At 60.9% G+C, this 16,024-nt stretch carries 19 protein-coding genes; all 19 read right to left on the bottom strand.

Features of this window, described 5'->3' with window-relative positions; translation table 11 throughout:
- The 19 genes from CCX46_RS16490 to CCX46_RS16580 all read right to left on the bottom strand — a co-directional run bounded on the left by CCX46_RS16490 (nt 1) and on the right by CCX46_RS16580 (nt 16,023).
- Nucleotides 1–2,619 (bottom strand): phage tail tape measure protein, encoded by a 2,619-nt coding sequence (locus CCX46_RS16490; RefSeq protein WP_127928106.1) that lies wholly within the window; start codon nt 2,617–2,619, stop codon nt 1–3.
- Nucleotides 2,620–2,769: 150 nt separating this feature from the next.
- A complete protein-coding gene (locus tag CCX46_RS31050) occupies nt 2,770–3,369 on the bottom strand; it encodes a phage tail assembly protein (RefSeq protein ID WP_127928108.1) in 600 nt (199 codons plus the stop codon).
- A 13-nt stretch (nt 3,370–3,382) separates the two neighbouring features.
- Nucleotides 3,383–3,886, bottom strand: a complete 504-nt coding sequence (locus CCX46_RS16500; RefSeq protein ID WP_127928110.1) for a phage major tail tube protein — start codon at nt 3,884–3,886, stop codon at nt 3,383–3,385.
- Nucleotides 3,887–3,899: 13 nt separating this feature from the next.
- Nucleotides 3,900–5,066, bottom strand: coding sequence for a phage tail sheath subtilisin-like domain-containing protein (locus CCX46_RS16505; RefSeq protein ID WP_127928112.1), 1,167 nt, complete (start codon nt 5,064–5,066; stop codon nt 3,900–3,902).
- Between the two features lie 103 nt (nt 5,067–5,169).
- Nucleotides 5,170–5,598, bottom strand: a complete 429-nt coding sequence (locus CCX46_RS16510; RefSeq protein WP_342212526.1) for a phage tail protein — start codon at nt 5,596–5,598, stop codon at nt 5,170–5,172.
- Between the two features lie 2 nt (nt 5,599–5,600).
- A complete protein-coding gene (locus CCX46_RS16515) occupies nt 5,601–7,598 on the bottom strand; it encodes a phage tail protein (RefSeq protein WP_127928114.1) in 1,998 nt (665 codons plus the stop codon).
- Nucleotides 7,591–8,199, bottom strand: coding sequence for a phage tail protein I (locus CCX46_RS16520; RefSeq protein WP_073473012.1), 609 nt, complete (start codon nt 8,197–8,199; stop codon nt 7,591–7,593). Before CCX46_RS16520 ends, CCX46_RS16515 begins: the two co-directional genes overlap by 8 nt.
- Nucleotide 8,200: 1 nt before the next feature.
- Entirely contained in the window at nt 8,201–9,082 is an 882-nt protein-coding gene (locus tag CCX46_RS16525; RefSeq protein ID WP_127928116.1) for a baseplate assembly protein, read from the bottom strand.
- A complete protein-coding gene (locus tag CCX46_RS16530) occupies nt 9,079–9,405 on the bottom strand; it encodes a GPW/gp25 family protein (protein ID WP_073473016.1) in 327 nt (108 codons plus the stop codon). Before CCX46_RS16530 ends, CCX46_RS16525 begins: the two co-directional genes overlap by 4 nt.
- A gap of 5 nt (nt 9,406–9,410) precedes the next feature.
- Nucleotides 9,411–9,659 carry a hypothetical protein gene (locus CCX46_RS16535; RefSeq protein WP_238704341.1) on the bottom strand — a complete coding sequence of 83 codons (249 nt, stop codon included), beginning with the start codon at nt 9,657–9,659 and terminating at the stop codon, nt 9,411–9,413.
- A gap of 55 nt (nt 9,660–9,714) precedes the next feature.
- Nucleotides 9,715–10,299: a phage baseplate assembly protein V gene (locus CCX46_RS16540; protein ID WP_127928118.1), complete on the bottom strand. Its 585-nt coding sequence runs from the start codon at nt 10,297–10,299 to the stop codon at nt 9,715–9,717.
- Nucleotides 10,296–10,808, bottom strand: coding sequence for a hypothetical protein (locus tag CCX46_RS16545; protein WP_127928120.1), 513 nt, complete (start codon nt 10,806–10,808; stop codon nt 10,296–10,298). The genes CCX46_RS16540 and CCX46_RS16545 overlap by 4 nt, the downstream gene beginning before the upstream one ends.
- Complete coding sequence (locus tag CCX46_RS16550) at nt 10,801–11,466, bottom strand: hypothetical protein (protein ID WP_127928122.1); 666 nt, start codon at nt 11,464–11,466, stop codon at nt 10,801–10,803. Before CCX46_RS16550 ends, CCX46_RS16545 begins: the two co-directional genes overlap by 8 nt.
- Nucleotides 11,463–11,783, bottom strand: a complete 321-nt coding sequence (locus tag CCX46_RS16555) for a head-tail joining protein (RefSeq protein WP_034155914.1) — start codon at nt 11,781–11,783, stop codon at nt 11,463–11,465. The genes CCX46_RS16550 and CCX46_RS16555 overlap by 4 nt, the downstream gene beginning before the upstream one ends.
- A 2-nt stretch (nt 11,784–11,785) precedes the next feature.
- A complete protein-coding gene (locus CCX46_RS16560; RefSeq protein ID WP_127928123.1) occupies nt 11,786–12,781 on the bottom strand; it encodes a major capsid protein in 996 nt (331 codons plus the stop codon).
- Nucleotides 12,782–12,843: 62 nt separating this feature from the next.
- The gene (locus tag CCX46_RS16565) at nt 12,844–13,188 is read right to left on the bottom strand and encodes a head decoration protein (RefSeq protein ID WP_064391001.1); all 345 of its coding nucleotides are present in this window, start codon (nt 13,186–13,188) and stop codon (nt 12,844–12,846) included.
- The gene (locus CCX46_RS16570; RefSeq protein WP_127928125.1) at nt 13,185–14,339 is read right to left on the bottom strand and encodes a head maturation protease, ClpP-related; all 1,155 of its coding nucleotides are present in this window, start codon (nt 14,337–14,339) and stop codon (nt 13,185–13,187) included. The genes CCX46_RS16565 and CCX46_RS16570 overlap by 4 nt, the downstream gene beginning before the upstream one ends.
- Entirely contained in the window at nt 14,336–15,817 is a 1,482-nt protein-coding gene (locus tag CCX46_RS16575) for a phage portal protein (protein ID WP_064390999.1), read from the bottom strand. The genes CCX46_RS16570 and CCX46_RS16575 overlap by 4 nt, the downstream gene beginning before the upstream one ends.
- Entirely contained in the window at nt 15,817–16,023 is a 207-nt protein-coding gene (locus CCX46_RS16580; RefSeq protein WP_064390998.1) for a phage head-tail joining protein, read from the bottom strand. Before CCX46_RS16580 ends, CCX46_RS16575 begins: the two co-directional genes overlap by 1 nt.
- Nucleotide 16,024 lies beyond the last annotated feature (1 nt).

Here is a 16,024-nt window from a genome sequence, read left to right on the forward strand (position 1 = left end):
TTAGACATGGGGTTCGTCGTACAGCTTGGCGGCGTTACTCCTCGCCGCATCCGCCATCATTCGCTGCATGTGCGGCATGAGATCCTGCGCCAGGCGCTGAGGGTCTTTGACATCCCCCTCTACCGTGACCGGCATGCTCAGCGAATACTCAAACTTTTGATCCACCTTGGCCGGCTCCGGCTTCGCCGCCTCCTTGGGCTGGATGGCCATCGCCGCCGACTTGAGCGGCGCCGTCACTGCCATCGAGCGCGCGACATCCCCCAGCACCGGGCCTTGCTGCGCCGCTGACGCCATCATGAGCGGCGTGGTCGGCACCGGCGCCTTTGCCGTTTGCTCGGGCTTTTCATCCTCACCGCCGAACAGCGACTTACCCAACGACCCGCCCAGCGCCGCACCGCCCTGACTGCCCAGGTAAGCACCGATCATGCCGCCGATCGCGGTGCCGATGATCGGCACAACCGAACCAATGGCGGCGCCTGCTGCTGCACCGGCCATGGTGCCGGCCAGGTTGCCGGCAGCCGAACCGTAACCTTCGGCTTTTTCGTCCTTGGTCTTGGCGTTTTGAAAGGTTTCAAGCGCCATCGCCCCGGACTCCAGCAGCGTGCCGCCAGGAATAACCTTGGCCACCTTACCGACCTTACCGACGGTTCCTGCGACGGCGCCGAGCTTGGACAATGCCCCACTTGGAACGGAGGGGACTGATGGCGATGGGATCGAAACAGGTGGACGAGGCACAGTCGGACGAGGACCTCTCGAACTCGGCAATGACCGGCGCCGAGCGCTGCGCCTTGACCCACGTCCACGGCGGCGCGATTCGCCCGACGCATCCACACCGCCTCCCATAGCGCCGGCATTGACGACGAAAACCTTCTTGACGCCGTCGTTACCTGCACCACTTTCAGTACCAAGGCCACCGCCTGTTGCCGCTTCCTTCACCCGTGAAACAACATCCAGGCCAGTCGCTACGAGATCAAGTTCTCCGGGTTTTTTATTTGGGGCTTCGCTCCCATTCCTGCCACCGCGCGACCCACGCGCAAGGTTTAGCAGCCCCTTGCTGATCTTGATCGTGCTGAAGATACCTTTTAAGGCAATCAGCCCCGCTCCGACCGTAGCGATACCGGCAACCACCCCGGGCGCGCTATCAGTCAGCGACGTAATGCCTTTAGTAACCTTGGTCAACGACTCGGCCACGGTGTCCGTCACCGGGCGCAGCGCATCCCCGATGCTGCGCATGGCGTCATCCATCGACTGGGCCATTTCCGCCCATTTCTGAGATGACGACTCACGCCGCTCGGCGAGGTTCTTGTCGAGGATCCCGGTGGCGTCACGCGAATCGTTTTTGAGCTGGCTATACAGCGCCTTGTTCTGCATGTAAGCCGACAGTGCGGCCTTGACCTGCATGTCGGCGAACAGGTCGCCGGTGCGCAGGGATTCTTCCAGCGAGGCCATCATGGCCTTGGCCTTATCGGGATTGGCTTCCTTGCTGATTTTTGACGTCGCTTCGGCCATGGCCGCCGCACGCTTCGGATCGGTCGCCTGAATGTACTTCTGAGCCAGCGACATGCTGGTCTCAAGCGTCGACATGCCGTTTTGCAAACCGGTCTGCATCGATCCCTTGTAATCAATCCCGGCTTTTTCGTAGGCCTTGACCGTATCAGTCGAGCCGATTTTGCCCATCCAGTTTTTCAGGTTGTTGGCCGCTTCGTCCGAACTGCCAGCCTGCTTCATCTGCACCTGCAACATGGCGCCCAGTTGCGTCACCGCATCCAAGCCGGTGATGCCGTTACTGGCCATGTTGGCCAGCAGTTCCGGGAACCACTTGGCCATGTCGGCCGCTTCAAAGCTGCCCGCCTGACCTTGGTAGGCGATCGCTTCCAGCGCCTGCTGCATCTGCTTGGGATCGGTGATCTTGGCGTTCTGCCCCAGGGCGTTAATCATCTTCGCCGTGTCGACACCGCTGGATCCCTGCCCCACGACAAACTTGGCCGCGACAGGCGCGTATTCCAGCGCCTTGCTCAGATCCATACCGGCGCCGACCAACTGATTGACCACGTCGGCCACATCGTTGCGCGCCATGCCGGTGTCGCGTGAAGTGTCGATGATCTTGCGCGACATCTCCTGTTCTTGCGGCTTGTTGGCAATGCCGGCCTTGATCGCGATGTCACGGACAATCGCGCCAAAATCAGCGCTGACCTTGGCCGGCACCGCCATGGCACCGACACCGACCACCGCCGCACCGACGGCGCCCTTCATGCCCTTTACGCCAGAATCAATCTGCTGATGACCCTTGGCTTTCAGCTCGGCTTTGTTGGCCGTCTGCCCCATCGAGCGATAGGCTTTTTCCAGCCGGCCGACCTCGATCCCCTGCTTTTTCAAGCTGTCGAGGTTCGAGTTCAAACGGTTGAGTAATTTGGACGCACCGGCCGCGCCGGTGTCGTGAGCCTTCTTCCATTCTTCGCGCAGGCGGATGGTGTCGCCAATCGTGCGCTGCAGCACCCGCGCTTTATTGCCTTCTGCCTCAAGGCGCTTGATGCGCCCGGTCACATCCTTGAACGCGGCGCCGACCGTTGAACTGACGGCACCGCCGATCACCAGCCCGAGGGCGAGTTTGTTTGCCATGTCGTGGCCCTCATGTGCCCAGCACTACCGATGGCGGCTCAATCCGTGAGCCACCACACCATATCCGCGAACGGCATCGACTGGATCTCAGCGGCGGAAAATCCGGTTTCCGCCGCCAGACGTTTCGCTGCCGACTTGATAACGCTGGGGTTAAAGCCCGTCGTCGTTGTCCATGCGAAAATAGCCGGCCTGCAAGCGGTTAAAATCCACCAGCTTCAGCCCCTCCAGATCCGCCACCGAAGCGCCGGACAACGCCGCAAACAACACCAGCTCGCGCTGTTCGTCATCGCCACCCACTTCACGGTTGGCCGCACGCACGTCGCCCACGGTCGGCGAACGCAAGGCCAGCTTGTCGACCGTCACGCCGTTGATCTCACTCGGACACGAAAGCGTTACCAGCACCTGATCGGTGGTCAGCGACAACCACGCCGGCATCGAGTCCGAATAATCGGTTTTCGGTGCCAGGTGCGAATACGCCGTTTGCACGCGGCGATAATCCGTCAGCTTGAGGCGTTCCAGATCTTTCAATCCGACTTCGGCCAGACCGGCGAACAGCATCATTTCGCGCTGTTCATCATCGCCGTTGGCAGCACGATCAGCCGCACGCACTTCACGCACGGTCGGGTTACGCAGGTTCAACGTCTCGACGTCCATGCTATTGGCTTGGCTTGGGCGGGTCAGCGTTACGACGGCACCGACTGCACTGAGCGACAGCCAGGCAGGCAGGGTTTTAGCGATTACTTGAGTCATCTGGATCTATTCCTTACATGCCGAGTGCTTGGCGCACTTCGAGCAGTTGGTCTTTGCCGTCGATCACCTGAATGCCGGCGACCATGTCGATTTCGTACATCAGGCGCCCGTCAATTTCGAGCTTGTAGTACGTGACCGAAACGGAGTGTTTGATCTCGGCCGCATCACCGGCTTTCCAGTCACCGAGATCGACCTCTTTGAGGCGACCGCGCAGGGTGGCAACAACCGCTGTCACAGCGCCCTTTTGGCCCTTGAAGGCACCTCGGAACGTGGCGTTGAACGCCGTGCCGTCGGCCAGGCCGAAGTACTTCAGCGACTCGCGGCGCACGCCCTTGGTGACAAACGAGGCTTCCATTTTTTCCAGCCCCTGATCCATATCGATGGGGCCAGCCATGCCGCCGCCACGATATTCGTCGGTCTTGGTGGTCAGCTTGGGCAGCGTCAGGCTCGGCACGTCGCCGGAGAAGTTCACGCCGTCGACGAACAGGTTGGTGTTGTACAAAGTCTGAGGAATCATTGGTTACGCCCCCTTAGGCTGCTTCAAGCACTTCGGTCATCCACTGATCGGTGACTTCGAAAAGGAAATTCGGGTTCTCTGCCGGCGGCACGTCGGTAAAACGGATGCGCCAATACACCTTGCCCTGGGCGATCTGGCTGGCCGTGTTGAGTTCGGTGTCGGCGAACACTTCAAAGTTGATGATTGCGCCCTGGGCTTTCAGGTCGCGCATGAACGCATCCAGACCGTTGGTGACATCGGTCACGTAGGTCTTGGTGATCGAACGGTCGACGGCCCACTTGTGCCCCGCCTGCACCGCATCCATGAGGATGAACAGCGTGCGAACGCGGGTAACGAAGGCCCACTTCGGATCGCTCGACAGCGTGCGGTTGCCCCACAGGCGATAACCGTCGTCGCGAATGATCGTGGTGATATTGGCGTTGTTGAGCAGGTTGGCCCGGCAGGTTTCATCGCCGTCCAGGTACTCGACCGCGCGGCCCGTGCCGGTGATGCCGGTCAACTCCTTGTTCGATGGCGAAGCCCAGAAACCGTATTCAGCATCCGTCCAGGCAAACAGGCCTGCTGCCCAAGCCGAGCCGGGCGCTTCGACCGTCGAACTGGTGCCGGTGTCCCAATACTTGACGCCCGGGTCGACCATGAACAGGTTGCGACTGCCGAAGTTCTCGGCGTAGGCAATAGCGGCCTCGTCGGTCGTACCCGGGCCGTCGATGATGCCGATGGCGCGCAGCTTCTGCGCCACGCTGTCGAGCGCCGTAGCCACCGCCTGAGTCGCGGTGTGGCCAGGTGCGATCAACAACCGCGGCTGAGCGTTGAACAGGCTTTTACCGTCGAGCAGCGCCTGCAGGCCGGTACGCTGACCCGAGACCAGTTCACCGCCAATGATCGCTGAGGTTTGCAGCGCCGCGTCCTCCAGCTTGGGCACGCCGATGGCGACGATCACCGCCTTGGCTTTGACGTAGATCGCCTTACACGCCTTGGTGATTGCCGAATCGGCGCCGAAGGCGGCAATGGCCTCGCGCTCGGTAGTGATCAACTTCAGTTCGCCGGCTTTCGCCGTGCCGCCGCCGAGAACGCCCGGGGTGAAGGTGTCGCACAGACCGATAATCGACGACGAGGGCAGCGAGATGGTGCGCGCGCCGGTGTCGACCGAGGTGGTCGTGACGCCGTGGAAAAAACTCATAAGGGTCAGTCTCCAGAAAGGAAAAAGCCCCGCATAAGCGAGGCTGTGAGGGTGTTCGTGTTACGCGTAACGGAAAAGAAAACGCCCCGTCAGTGCGGGGCGTTTATTGGATCTGCTCGAGCAGCCAAGGCGGCGCAATCGGGCGGTGGTCGATGAGTGGGAATTGCTCGCCTTGTGGCCAGTCGCGCAACAGCCGGCGGTAGCCTTGCAGCTCCGCATATTGCTCAGGCGTGATCGAAGTCGACCCGCCTTCTTCGACCTCGTCCCGGTGCCGGGAAACCAGCGGATCTGTGAACGCCAGTTGCGCATCACGCCAGGCTCGCTCGACGGCGACTAGCACCTCAGCGCTAACCGGCGGCCGATCGATCAGGATGGGGAGGCCTGACTCGTCAGCAGCGATGACCATGCCGGCAGTCTGCCCATCGAGAATTGCGCGACGATGTTCTAGGGAAACTTCCACGCCATCTTCTGGAATTGCCTCAACAATGGTGCTGTCATAGAACCCGAGTTCTTTTGCACTAAAGAAAATCACGATCAGTACCCCCACACACGCCAAAAAATCACCGGATTGACTGAGTTGGTCGGCCCCGAGTTCGCATTGACCAAAATGCTGTTAAGGCTGCTACCGTTCTTCCTCACTCCGGCAATAGAAAACTCTGCAGCCCCCGCCTGCGCCGATAAGGGTACGGAAACCACCGCCCCAAAAATCGCGTTAGGAAACGCAGTGGGGAGTACCACGTTAACCTCTGCATTATCTGTAACAGCTACAGACCCCCATTGATCGATCAGACCAGACGGGTGTTTCTGGTATCCGTTCTGTGCGGCAGACATAGCGAATTCTGGCGAAAATTTCAGTGCCGCCCCGCCTGAAATAAAGTAATTCGTACCCTGCAAAATCAATTCAACCGATGTTCCCGGCTGAACAACCAAACTCGTCATTGGCTGCGTTGAAATTACGCCAAGGGTATCGCCAGCAGAGGGAATGACCGTCACAGCAGCAGAGCCGACGTTTTGCATTGTGATCGAACTACCAGCCACCGGAGAACCAGAGGCAGAAGGCGGAAGCGCCACAGTGAAACTGGCGGACGAATTCAGCAGCAGCAATTTACCGAAAATGCTTGCCGTCAACGCCGTGCTGACACTGGCGATCGCGGCGCCCGCGCGGTTACCCAGCGCCCTTTGCACAAACTCAGTAGTTGCTAGCGCTTTGGTGCTGTCGAACTGAGGCCGGGTTGTAAAGCTCTCCCCCGCCATGATGCCGGCATAGCGCAGTGCAACGGTGCCACCGATCAGCCGCCACTGATCTTGCAGTCGGATGAATTCAGCCGTATCGCCCAGCGCCATCAGAATCGGCCCGGTGACGCCTGTCGAGGTGTAGACCACATCGGTTCCGGCGCCGACGACTCTCAGGCCACCAGCACCCGCACAGACAAGCGTGACAGTAGCGCCCTGCCCGATACCTGCCGTAGGCGGTAAGGTCGCAGTGAGTTGCACCGCACCGGAAAAGCTGTGAAGGCCGCCGACATGCTCAGCCGCTAGTGCCAAGTTCGCGCTGTTTGTGGTGAACCCCGAAAACTCGACCCCGCTGCGCTTCACGAACTCAGCTGTAGCCAGCAACTTGCTGCTGTCAAATTGCGCCGGCGTCGGCGCCTTGGGGCTTCCGACAAAGATCGGAGAAAGCAAACGGGCGAGACCGTCGGTAATGTCCTTGAACGTCAAGGCCGTGACACCCACAACAATCGTGCCATCTGTCACCAACTGCCAAATCGTATCGGCCTGAGTAGCCCCCACCTCAACCGCCAGCGTCATATTCGGCGTGACCTTGGCATTGCTGTCGGCATCACTTGCCCGCGCCCAGGCTCCGGCCGCCACTACATATGGACCGTTATCCTTCGCAACCGTCTGATTCTTCACCAACACCCGATCGCCGGCGTTCAGCGAAACACCATCCACCACCTGCAAACCGAGCAGAGCAATGTTGGCCGTCGTTGCAGCGCGCACAGATTGCTTCATGTCGAGCCGGCTCAACTCGTCCAAAAGACGCGAATCAACATATTCGCGGGTAGCCAGCACCACCGCCGGATCAATCTTGAGCGTGATATTCCCGGTATTGCTGACCACAAAGTTCATGCGCACGACTTGCGTGCGGCCAGAGCCTTGCGACAGCAGCGGCTTGAAGCTTGGCGCGCAGTTGGCCACCGCCACCAGATCGCCGTCCGCATCGTAGAGGCCGATTTCGCGGATCCACTTACCGCCCTCATCGGCAGGAATGATTTGCTCGGCGATGATCACCGCCGGATTGACCGGGTCAATCTTCAGTTGGTTGAGCGGCTTTCGGCGCCACTCATTGAGCAGCTTGGTTTGTATGGCCGACGGCACCGGATTGGGCGGATCTGCCAGCCCGTTCGGGTTAGCATCCCCCACGCCCATTTCGGTAAGTTTCCAGGGAATGCCAAGCGCGTCGGCGTTCGCCTGCTTGGCCATCCCCACGTTCGTGAGGATCGCGAAAAACTGCGAGTTCGCATCAATCATAATAAACGTCCAGGGTGTCTATGGTGTGTTCGCGGCCGACCACGCCAAAGCTGCCGGTGACCTCGATGTCACGCATGACGGGTGGGTAAACGTCGATTTCGTCGCCGTCGTAGAGGGATACGGCGATATCTAAGTTGCCTTGGGTTTCCAGGCTAATCGCCAGCCCGGTCAGTTGCCGGGTAACGGGCTTGGCGTCGTCAATCAGGCGCTCTAGCTCCTGATACATTTCCTCGGTGATACCGGTATCGAGAACGCCCACCTTCAGCGCGAAGGTGCCCGGCACACCCTCGGGCACCGTCTGGAACCACTCGACGATCTCAATCAGGTAGCCCAGCGGCTCGACCACGCGGCGCAGCGCGCCGATGGTGCCCTTATGTTTGTGAATGTAGAAAGACGCCTTGATGGCCGCGCGCTTGGTCGCCTCAGACCATCGGTAGTCCCAGCGATCGACCGACCACGCCCACGCCAGATGCGGCAGCAGGTGCACCGGGCAGGTGTCGGGGTTGTAGAGGTCGCGCAGTGGGACAATCGTCTTTTCGAAAAACGCGGCCTCCATGGCCCGTTCCAGTTGCGTGCTGTTGAGCGGCAGTAGACTCTTCATATCAGCCCGCCAGCCTCACGTTGTAGCGCGTACAGAACGCCGCCTGCGCCTTGGTCGGGGCTAAGTCCTGCCAACCGACCAACTCAACCCGGGCAACGCCGGCAACGTGCAACTGAGCGTCAACAGCAGAGCGTGCGACCTCCACGCCCAGCCGCTTGCGTGGATTGATCCAACTGGCCAATCGGCTTTTCGCTTCGGCCAAACTGGCATCCGCTTCCGGGCCGGCGCCGGCCATGTGCAAAATGGCGTCGATCTCGTAACGGATCACCTGCGCGCTCTGCACAGTCACCCGATCACCCACCGGGCGCACGTCATCGTCATTCAGCGCAGCGGCTACAGTGGCCAGCAGCTCCGGCGGCGCTTCACCCTCCCCATCAAACCCCAGCACCGTTACCGTAACGTAGCAAGGCGCCGGGCTTTCAGCCGTGGCGTCTGCCACCAGCCCCGAGGCGTTACGCGCGTGCAGGATGTAGCTGTTGCGCGGGCCGGCCGTAGTCAGTCCTTCATAGGCCAACTGGATGCGCTCGCGAAACGGGTCGTCGTCTTCCATGACCTTGGGCACCGGCGGCACCGCCAGCAGATCCTCGGCCTGAATGACCAGCCGCTGCAGATTGACGTTGACCCCCAAGTGATCGAGGTCGCCGCGAATGGCGTGCGCCAGCAATAGCGCCTTGCCGGCGTCATTGACCCGGGCGCGGTTGCCGACCTTGTTGTAGGCCCCGACCTCAAGCACTTTGACCACTGGATCGCTTTCCAGCGCGGCCGTCCAGTTGCCACCCATGTACCCGCGAAAGACGCCTAAACCGTCCTGATAAACCTCTTCGAAGTCCAGAGGTTCCAGCACGGTCGGCGCCGGCAGCGACGACAGATCAACGGTACTCATGCAGCCACCTCCAACGTGACGCCGTCGCCCAGGTACTTCCCGACGATTTGCAGATTGATTTGCCCACCAATGACGGAAAGGACACGCACCTGGTCGAGCTTCAAACGTGGCTCCCAGCGCCCCAAAGCGCGGGCGACCTCAGCCTGTACGGCGCTTTTCCAGCCCTCGTTAACGGGCAAATCGACAAACCGCCGCAGCTTGCTGCCGTACTCCATGCGGTGCCGGCGACTGCCCAGCGGCGTGCTCAAGATGTCGGCAATGGATTGCCGCAGATGCTCGATGCCGGATATGGGTAGGCCGGTCTGGCGATCCATTCCGATCATCGATGTCACTCCTTGAACGGCTCGTATTCTTCGCTGGCTTTCAGGAACTTGACCGCCTCGATGTCGGAGGCCGGCACCACGACCGTCGCCTTCTCCACCGGATAGGATCGGTCGGTACCGGGCACGATCAGCAGTCGCGACATGTAGAGCTTGTCGCGGAATTTCAAGGACTCAGGCGATGAGTAAGTTGAGGATGACAATGCCGGTTCCGAGGACGCTTGCGCATCGGTTGAGGTCATATCGATCTTGGCCATGTGGTTCTCCAGGCATGAAAAAGCCCGCACTTGGCGGGCTGGATGAATGTTTGGGTTAATGTTTGTGGTGGTTGTCGCTGTTGCCGGCGGCCATGATGTTGCCAGCGCCGTCGATGTTGCCCGTTACGGATAACGCGCCGTCGATATTGACAGGCCCTTTGATATTCACGGTCGCTTCAAGATCAATCGTTCCCGACTTCACCGTTACCGCGTTATCCGTAACGACGACCTCCGTGCCGCCGACCTTGATCGCCACCGTGCCACTCGGCAGGGTGATGGTGTAAGACTTGGCCTGCCAGTCGTAGACCAGCGAGCCGCCATCATCAAAACGCCAGACCTCGACATGGTCGCGATTATCTGGCGGCGGCCCGGCATTGCCATACAAGCCCGGGACAAATGTGCCTTGTGACACGTCACCACTGGGACTGATCAAACTGCCCTGCTCGCCCAAAGACGGCGCCCGCCAGTGCCTGGCCTTGCCGGCGGCGATGCTGTGCCACCGCACCCAGGCGCTGACCCATTCACTGCCATCCGACACGCGACATACCGGCGGCGAAGCGGACAGATCCACCGCGACCACGTAGCAAGCCTTTACCGCACCCGCGATCATGCGGTCATGCTGCGCGCTTGCGTAACTCACGGCAGATCCTCCGGCCTGAATTGCCCGTCACCCGGATCGACTTCAAACACCAACGACCCCGGCGATTCGTCCGGCCACGGCCATTCCTCAAGGCCGAGATAAACCTGCTGAGTCCACTCCACCAGCCACACCGTGTATCCATCCAGGTGCGGCTGGGTCCAGTCCTGCAGCGATTGCACAAACTCGGCGGGTTCAACTGCCAACCCCCACGTCTGCGAACGCAGCAGCACCGCCAACTGCGTCGCCAATTGCACGGCCTGTTGATGATGGTGCGCCTTGATCGGGTCAACAATGATCCGAGCCTCGAACTTGCAGACCAGCGAGGTTTCGCCGGTGCCGATATCGGTACCCGGCTCGATCTCGGCCACCTCGAGAAACACCGCTGGCAGCAACACGCGATCCTTAATGTCTGGCCAGGCCGTGACGGCCTGTACGCCAGGCAAGTGGGTACGCAGATGCTGTTCTACCGCCCGATAAAGCTGGTCCAGGCTGAACGGTTCTTCAGACATTGCCGATCCTCTTGAGGTATTTCCGCAGCTCAAAGTTGAGTTCTTGTTTGAGAATCGCCAACAGGATCTCGTCTGCCTTTTTGACCCAGCTGTCGAAATGCGGCCTTGCTTGCTCCAGCGACACCTTGGCCTTGGCCAGCGGGAAACGACTACCGTTTTCGGCGACCCAACCCGAACTCGGCCCGCGACCGGGGGACACCGTGCTATCCGGGTAGTCGTCCCCGTTGAAATGCTTGGAGGCTGTGCGGATCCAGATGTCGGGCTTGTTGCCGTAGACCTTCTTGAGAAAGGCACCTTCATAACGCCGCCCCGCCACCGACACACCGCTCCCGGTCTGCCTAGCCCGGCCGATCCGGCTGGATTCGATGCTGTTCAATCCGAACCACAGTTTGCCGCTCGCGGCCGCGCCGGAAACTGGATAGCTGCGCAACCGCTGACGCACCGCCGCTACGGCAATGCGCTCTGACCGGCTGACGGCTCGGGCGATGTGCGTGCGCAACCTTCCCAACGTCTTGTTGATCGCGCGCCGATGCGCCGCGGCAGCCGCTTTCGGCACCACCTTGGCAAAGTCCTGGAACGCCTGAAAATCTGCGGCCGTGGACTGGATAGAGATCATCCCGCCCCCGGCCGAGGGTTTGAAATAGCTGCCGACACTCATGGCCGCAACCTCAGAATCAGGGCGACCAGTCCGTCGCCGCTCGGTTCGAGCTGGATCAAGTCGTAGTCACCGCCGCCATCCAGGGCAGGCAGGTCAACGCTGACCAGCATGCCCTGTTCCAGACCTTGCGAATCGCTGACGCGGATCTCGAAGCGAGGCTCACGCAACCCGGTGTTGAGCTTGCCGAACTTGGGTTGCAGCCAGGGCGCGGCAAACATGCCGAGCACTGGCTCTTCGCGACCCTCGATCCGTGCGGTGTCGCCCAGCGTTTCGAACACCACCGCGTCGACTTCGGCGATCAGATCGCGAAAGCCCATGCTCAGAGTTCCAGCAGGATCTGGGCGCGCGGTCGAGTGCACAGGTGCAGCGGGTTGGACTGAGCTTCACCGGCCATACCTTTGTTGAAGGGCAGCGGCTCGATCATGCTGTAGTACGGGATGCCCTGGGTGTTGACCGTTTCCATGTAGTCGGCCGGTGCAAACACCGAGATGTACAGATCTGGCACGCCTTCCGGAACCAGCAGCGCCTTGTCGTCATGGACAAAAGACACGCCGGCGACCTTGCCACGGTAACGCTCCCAAATGATGCCACCGAACTCGAAACTTTCCCGGGCGTCACCACGCAGCGCTGCCGCTTGCTGACTGTTGAGGTAGGTCTCTTTGACCGACTTGTGAACAATCAGCTTGTTCCAGAAGTTTTTGCCGCAGAAAGCGCGCGAGCCGGTACTGGTCACGCTGCCCAGCGCATCCTCCTGCATGTCCAGCGCCTCACCGCATTTGACCCGCAGCTCGGTACCGGCTTCAGTCAGCCCCATGGACAACTTCTGACGCTGCACACCGAAGGCCGCATAGATGTCCAACAGCGGGGTTTGGCCATCGGCATCAAGGATCAGGCCATTAAGGGCACCCATGCGCTGGAACTCATGCGTCGCGTCCAACTGACGACGCGCCTTTGCCAGACGTGCATTGACCACATCCTGAACCGCCTGCAGCTCAGTGCGAGTGCCGAAGGCGCGGATGCCTTGGATCTCATCCGCCTTGATCGTGAAACGCTCCGGCAGGTGCACGGTGTTGAACGGGATCAGGTTGCGCTTGCTCGCAGCAACCACCAGGCCAGAACCACCGCGCTCACCGGCCGGCACCAGTGCCAGGGTGTCACCGTCCTTTTCAATCTGCACGGTCAGGGTGGTAATGCCTTCCTCGCGGAACAGGCCCAAGGCGCTGATGCGGCCCGGCAGGTAGGGCTGATCATTGAGTGCAGCGGTCAGCGAGGTAACGGTAAACGCTTCGTCTTCAAAAATGGCGATATCGGCCATGGGTACTCTCCAGAAACGAAAAATCCCGCACGCGGCGGGATGCATACAAAAAAAGGATCGACTTAGCGGACGATCACGAAATGGGTGGCGAGTGCTTTCTCGGCGGCCAGATCCAGACCGGTCAGGTGCGCTTCGCTGACCTCGGCCAACCGCACCACGGCGCGACCGCGACGCACCACATCGGATTCACCGAGCGGGCCGTACAGAATGGCGACCGCGTTTTCAGTGCCGTCCTCTGCCGTCGGTTCGTACGGTGCGAATTCGCCGGAGGCGGTCACCAGTCCGAGGATTTGTCCGGGCCACAACTCTGGACCGGCCGCGACGTTGATCGCTTCACGCGAAATATTGCCGGCGCCTTCGGACAGCAGGAATTCACCCGCGTGCATCGGTTCCTGTTTGATGGTCATGCTCTTGCTCCTTTCGCGCTTTGCGCGGTTCCAGTTTGGGCCGCTTGGCGAGCAGCCCAAATCGAGTTGGGGTCAGGTTGTTTGGCCAGCACCTTGGGCGCCAGATCGTCCGCCAGCGGCAGACTGTTGTCGATTTCAAAGCCCTTACCGCTGGTGACAATCTTGTCGAACAGACGCGCCCGCACAGCCGCCTCGTCCAGACCTGCAGCGACATACTCGGCGCTGAATTCCGGCAGCCGCGCAGCCACGCAGAGGTCGTTTACCGCCTTGGCGCGCGCCAGACCGGCTAAAACGATCTCTTCGCTTTCAAGCTGGGTTGACTTGAGCAGCGGCTCGACCAGGTTGCTGATGCCCGCCGCCGTGCAGCGCTGAGTGACCATCAATGCTAACTTGGCCGAGTCTACGACGGGCGGCACCGGCGGCGGATCGACAGGCTCAAGATCCGGATCCGGTTCGGGTGCCTCGTCGAGCTGGGCCAGCAAATCAGCCGGTGCGTTCTGGAATCGTTGCAGCACCGCGCCTTGACCGAGACAGGCTTTGACCTTGACGCCGTCGCCCACTTCATCGGCCAGCCCCAACGCCACCGCTTCGTTGGCGGTCAGCCAAGTTTCAGCATCAACCATTCGCCGCAGTTCGGCGTCATCAATGTCGGGCGCCTTGGCCTTATAGGCCGCGATGATCGCCTCCAAGGTCTGATCCAATACATCAGCAACCCGGCGGAAGTCCTCAGCGCTACCGCCTGTATAGGTGTATGGGTTGTGAATCATCAACATGGCGTTGGCCGCGATTACTACGCGGTGGGCGCCGCACACGGCCACACTGGCCGCACTCGCGGCCAGTGCATCGATCCGGCCGGTGCAGCGCTCGCCCAGCCGCGACAGCGCGTTGTGCATGGCCAGACCGTCGAACAGGTCACCGCCGATACTGTTGAACGCGGCGACCACCGGCGACACACCATCATCCATGGCGCGCAGATCCTGCACGAATTGATTGGCAGTGATACCCCAAGCACCGATCTCGCCATAGACGAAGACTTCGATCACTCGCTCGGTGGCATCGCCGCTGGCATGAACGGCGTACCAGGTCTTGTCCTTGACCTCGACGCGTTTGCCAGCGCGGTTGTAAATACGCGGTTTCGCGCTCTTGCTCATGGTTGCTCCTTGTCGTCGGTGTCTTCGACGGCATCAAGGGTGTTGTAGTTGAGGCCCAATAAGGTGGCGCGCGCCAGATCGGCGGCGTTTTCCAGATCAACCGTTTCGGCGTCGTAGCCGGTACGCAGGACCATCTCGCTGCGCGACGAAAAACCGGCTCTCACCTCCATCGCTCGCGCCTGCACGTCCTGCACCGGCTGGATGTAAGCCCAGCCTTGCGGCACCCAGCGGGTGCGCAGGTATTGGCGGCGCTTCTGTGCGTAATCGTCCAGCACCAGAACACCCGACAGCACCGCCATGTCCATCCACGCGGCCCGCACCGGGCGGCAGAGTTGATGCACGTACACGCTGAACTGCAGTTGTTCCAGGCGACGCCGAAACTCGTTGAGTACCACCCGCAGCGCTCGATCGTTGATGCCGCGCATGTCGCCGGTGAGGATCTCGTAAGGCGTACCGCTACCCGCCGCTGCAGCCATCAACTGCTGACGCATGAAGTCCGGGTAGTTGTTGCCCGCGTCCGGCGGTTTGGAAAATTCCACCTCTTCGCCCGGACCGAGTTCCTGCATGGTGCCGGGTTCGAGCGCGACCATCGGCGTAAAACCATCGCGATCCGTAACCAGTGGCGCACCGGTAACCGGGTCGCGCGGCATGGGTCCCGATTCCGGCGGGGGGCGAGTGATGAAGCCGGCAAACAGGTTGGCCACCTCCTGACGGAACAGCACCGCGTCGTCGTAGTTGTCCAAACTGCGTAGCCGTTTCAGAACCGGCGACAAGCGCGGCACACCGCGCAACTGGCCAGGTTCGACCGGTTCGAAGATGTGCAGCACCTGCGTGGCCGGGACGCGCACTAGCTGGTTGTAGCCGGCGTTCAACGAGGCCGCATCACGCGGGTGCGACAGGTACATCCAATACGCTACCCGCTTGCCGCCGGGCGTGAACTCGATGCCGGCTCGGATGACGTTGCCGTTCTTGGTGCTCTCGAATTTGTCGTGCGGCACGAACTCCGGCGCCAGGATCTGCAACTGCAGCGGAACCGCCAAACCTTCGTCCCGACTGCGAGGACGCAATCGGACGAAGCACTCGCCCGATGTTTCCACCGTGCGCGCCACCAGCGCCTGCTGGCCGTAAAAGTCGGTGCGGTCATCCGCATCAGACTCATCAACCCAATCGCTCCACAGCTCCTGCAGCAGCTTGCGCAGGGCATCATCATCGGTCGCTGGCCGAGGGGTGATGCCGGTGCCGATCAGGTTGCTGACGCGCTTGTCGATGACGTTGAAGGCATACGGGTCATTGCGAACCGCTGCCCGGGAGCGCGACCGCAAATTGCGCAGTGCCGGGGTGTTGATGCTGTTGATCCCGTTGTCGGGAGCGTCCCAGTTAGCGGATCGGCGGCCTTCACCAGCGCCTTCGTAACTGGCCTTGATGTTGGACGGCAGCACAAAGCCGTTACGGGTCAACGTCGGAAAATGTCGGGCCATTAAAGTCCCCTGCCCCCGTGATAAAGGCGAACCACGCGCGAACGTGGACCGGCGGCGCTGGCCAGCGACGAGCGTATTTCTTCGCGCGCCTTGAGCAGCTCATCGACCGTGCGGTATTCCACGGTACGGTCGGTGTAGCGCACAGTTTTCTCACCGCGAGCAATGGCCGTCTCAACCGCGTCGAGGTGCTTTTTCGTAAATGACATA

The organism is Pseudomonas sp. RU47, from assembly GCF_004011755.1.
GTDB lineage: Bacteria > Pseudomonadota > Gammaproteobacteria > Pseudomonadales > Pseudomonadaceae > Aquipseudomonas.

Excerpts from the sequence above, each read along its gene's own strand:
- CCX46_RS31050 (WP_127928108.1), bottom strand. The coding sequence starts at position 3,369 with ATGACTCAAGTAATCGCTAAAACCCTGCCTGCCTGGCTGTCGCTCAGT.
- CCX46_RS16580 (WP_064390998.1), bottom strand. The coding sequence starts at position 16,023 with ATGTCATTTACGAAAAAGCACCTCGACGCGGTTGAGACGGCCATTGCT.
- CCX46_RS16565 (WP_064391001.1), bottom strand. The coding sequence starts at position 13,188 with ATGACCATCAAACAGGAACCGATGCACGCGGGTGAATTCCTGCTGTCC.
- CCX46_RS16550 (WP_127928122.1), bottom strand. The coding sequence starts at position 11,466 with ATGAGTGTCGGCAGCTATTTCAAACCCTCGGCCGGGGGCGGGATGATC.
- CCX46_RS16535 (WP_238704341.1), bottom strand. The coding sequence starts at position 9,659 with ATGGCCAAGATCGATATGACCTCAACCGATGCGCAAGCGTCCTCGGAA.
- CCX46_RS16505 (WP_127928112.1), bottom strand. The coding sequence starts at position 5,066 with ATGAGTTTTTTCCACGGCGTCACGACCACCTCGGTCGACACCGGCGCG.
- CCX46_RS16530 (WP_073473016.1), bottom strand. The coding sequence starts at position 9,405 with ATGATCGGAATGGATCGCCAGACCGGCCTACCCATATCCGGCATCGAG.
- CCX46_RS16520 (WP_073473012.1), bottom strand. The coding sequence starts at position 8,199 with ATGAAGAGTCTACTGCCGCTCAACAGCACGCAACTGGAACGGGCCATG.
- CCX46_RS16570 (WP_127928125.1), bottom strand. The coding sequence starts at position 14,339 with ATGAGCAAGAGCGCGAAACCGCGTATTTACAACCGCGCTGGCAAACGC.
- CCX46_RS16555 (WP_034155914.1), bottom strand. The coding sequence starts at position 11,783 with ATGGGCTTTCGCGATCTGATCGCCGAAGTCGACGCGGTGGTGTTCGAA.
- CCX46_RS16525 (WP_127928116.1), bottom strand. The coding sequence starts at position 9,082 with ATGAGTACCGTTGATCTGTCGTCGCTGCCGGCGCCGACCGTGCTGGAA.
- CCX46_RS16575 (WP_064390999.1), bottom strand. The coding sequence starts at position 15,817 with ATGGCCCGACATTTTCCGACGTTGACCCGTAACGGCTTTGTGCTGCCG.
- CCX46_RS16500 (WP_127928110.1), bottom strand. The coding sequence starts at position 3,886 with ATGATTCCTCAGACTTTGTACAACACCAACCTGTTCGTCGACGGCGTG.
- CCX46_RS16560 (WP_127928123.1), bottom strand. The coding sequence starts at position 12,781 with ATGGCCGATATCGCCATTTTTGAAGACGAAGCGTTTACCGTTACCTCG.
- CCX46_RS16545 (WP_127928120.1), bottom strand. The coding sequence starts at position 10,808 with ATGTCTGAAGAACCGTTCAGCCTGGACCAGCTTTATCGGGCGGTAGAA.
- CCX46_RS16515 (WP_127928114.1), bottom strand. The coding sequence starts at position 7,598 with ATGATTGATGCGAACTCGCAGTTTTTCGCGATCCTCACGAACGTGGGG.
- CCX46_RS16490 (WP_127928106.1), bottom strand. The coding sequence starts at position 2,619 with ATGGCAAACAAACTCGCCCTCGGGCTGGTGATCGGCGGTGCCGTCAGT.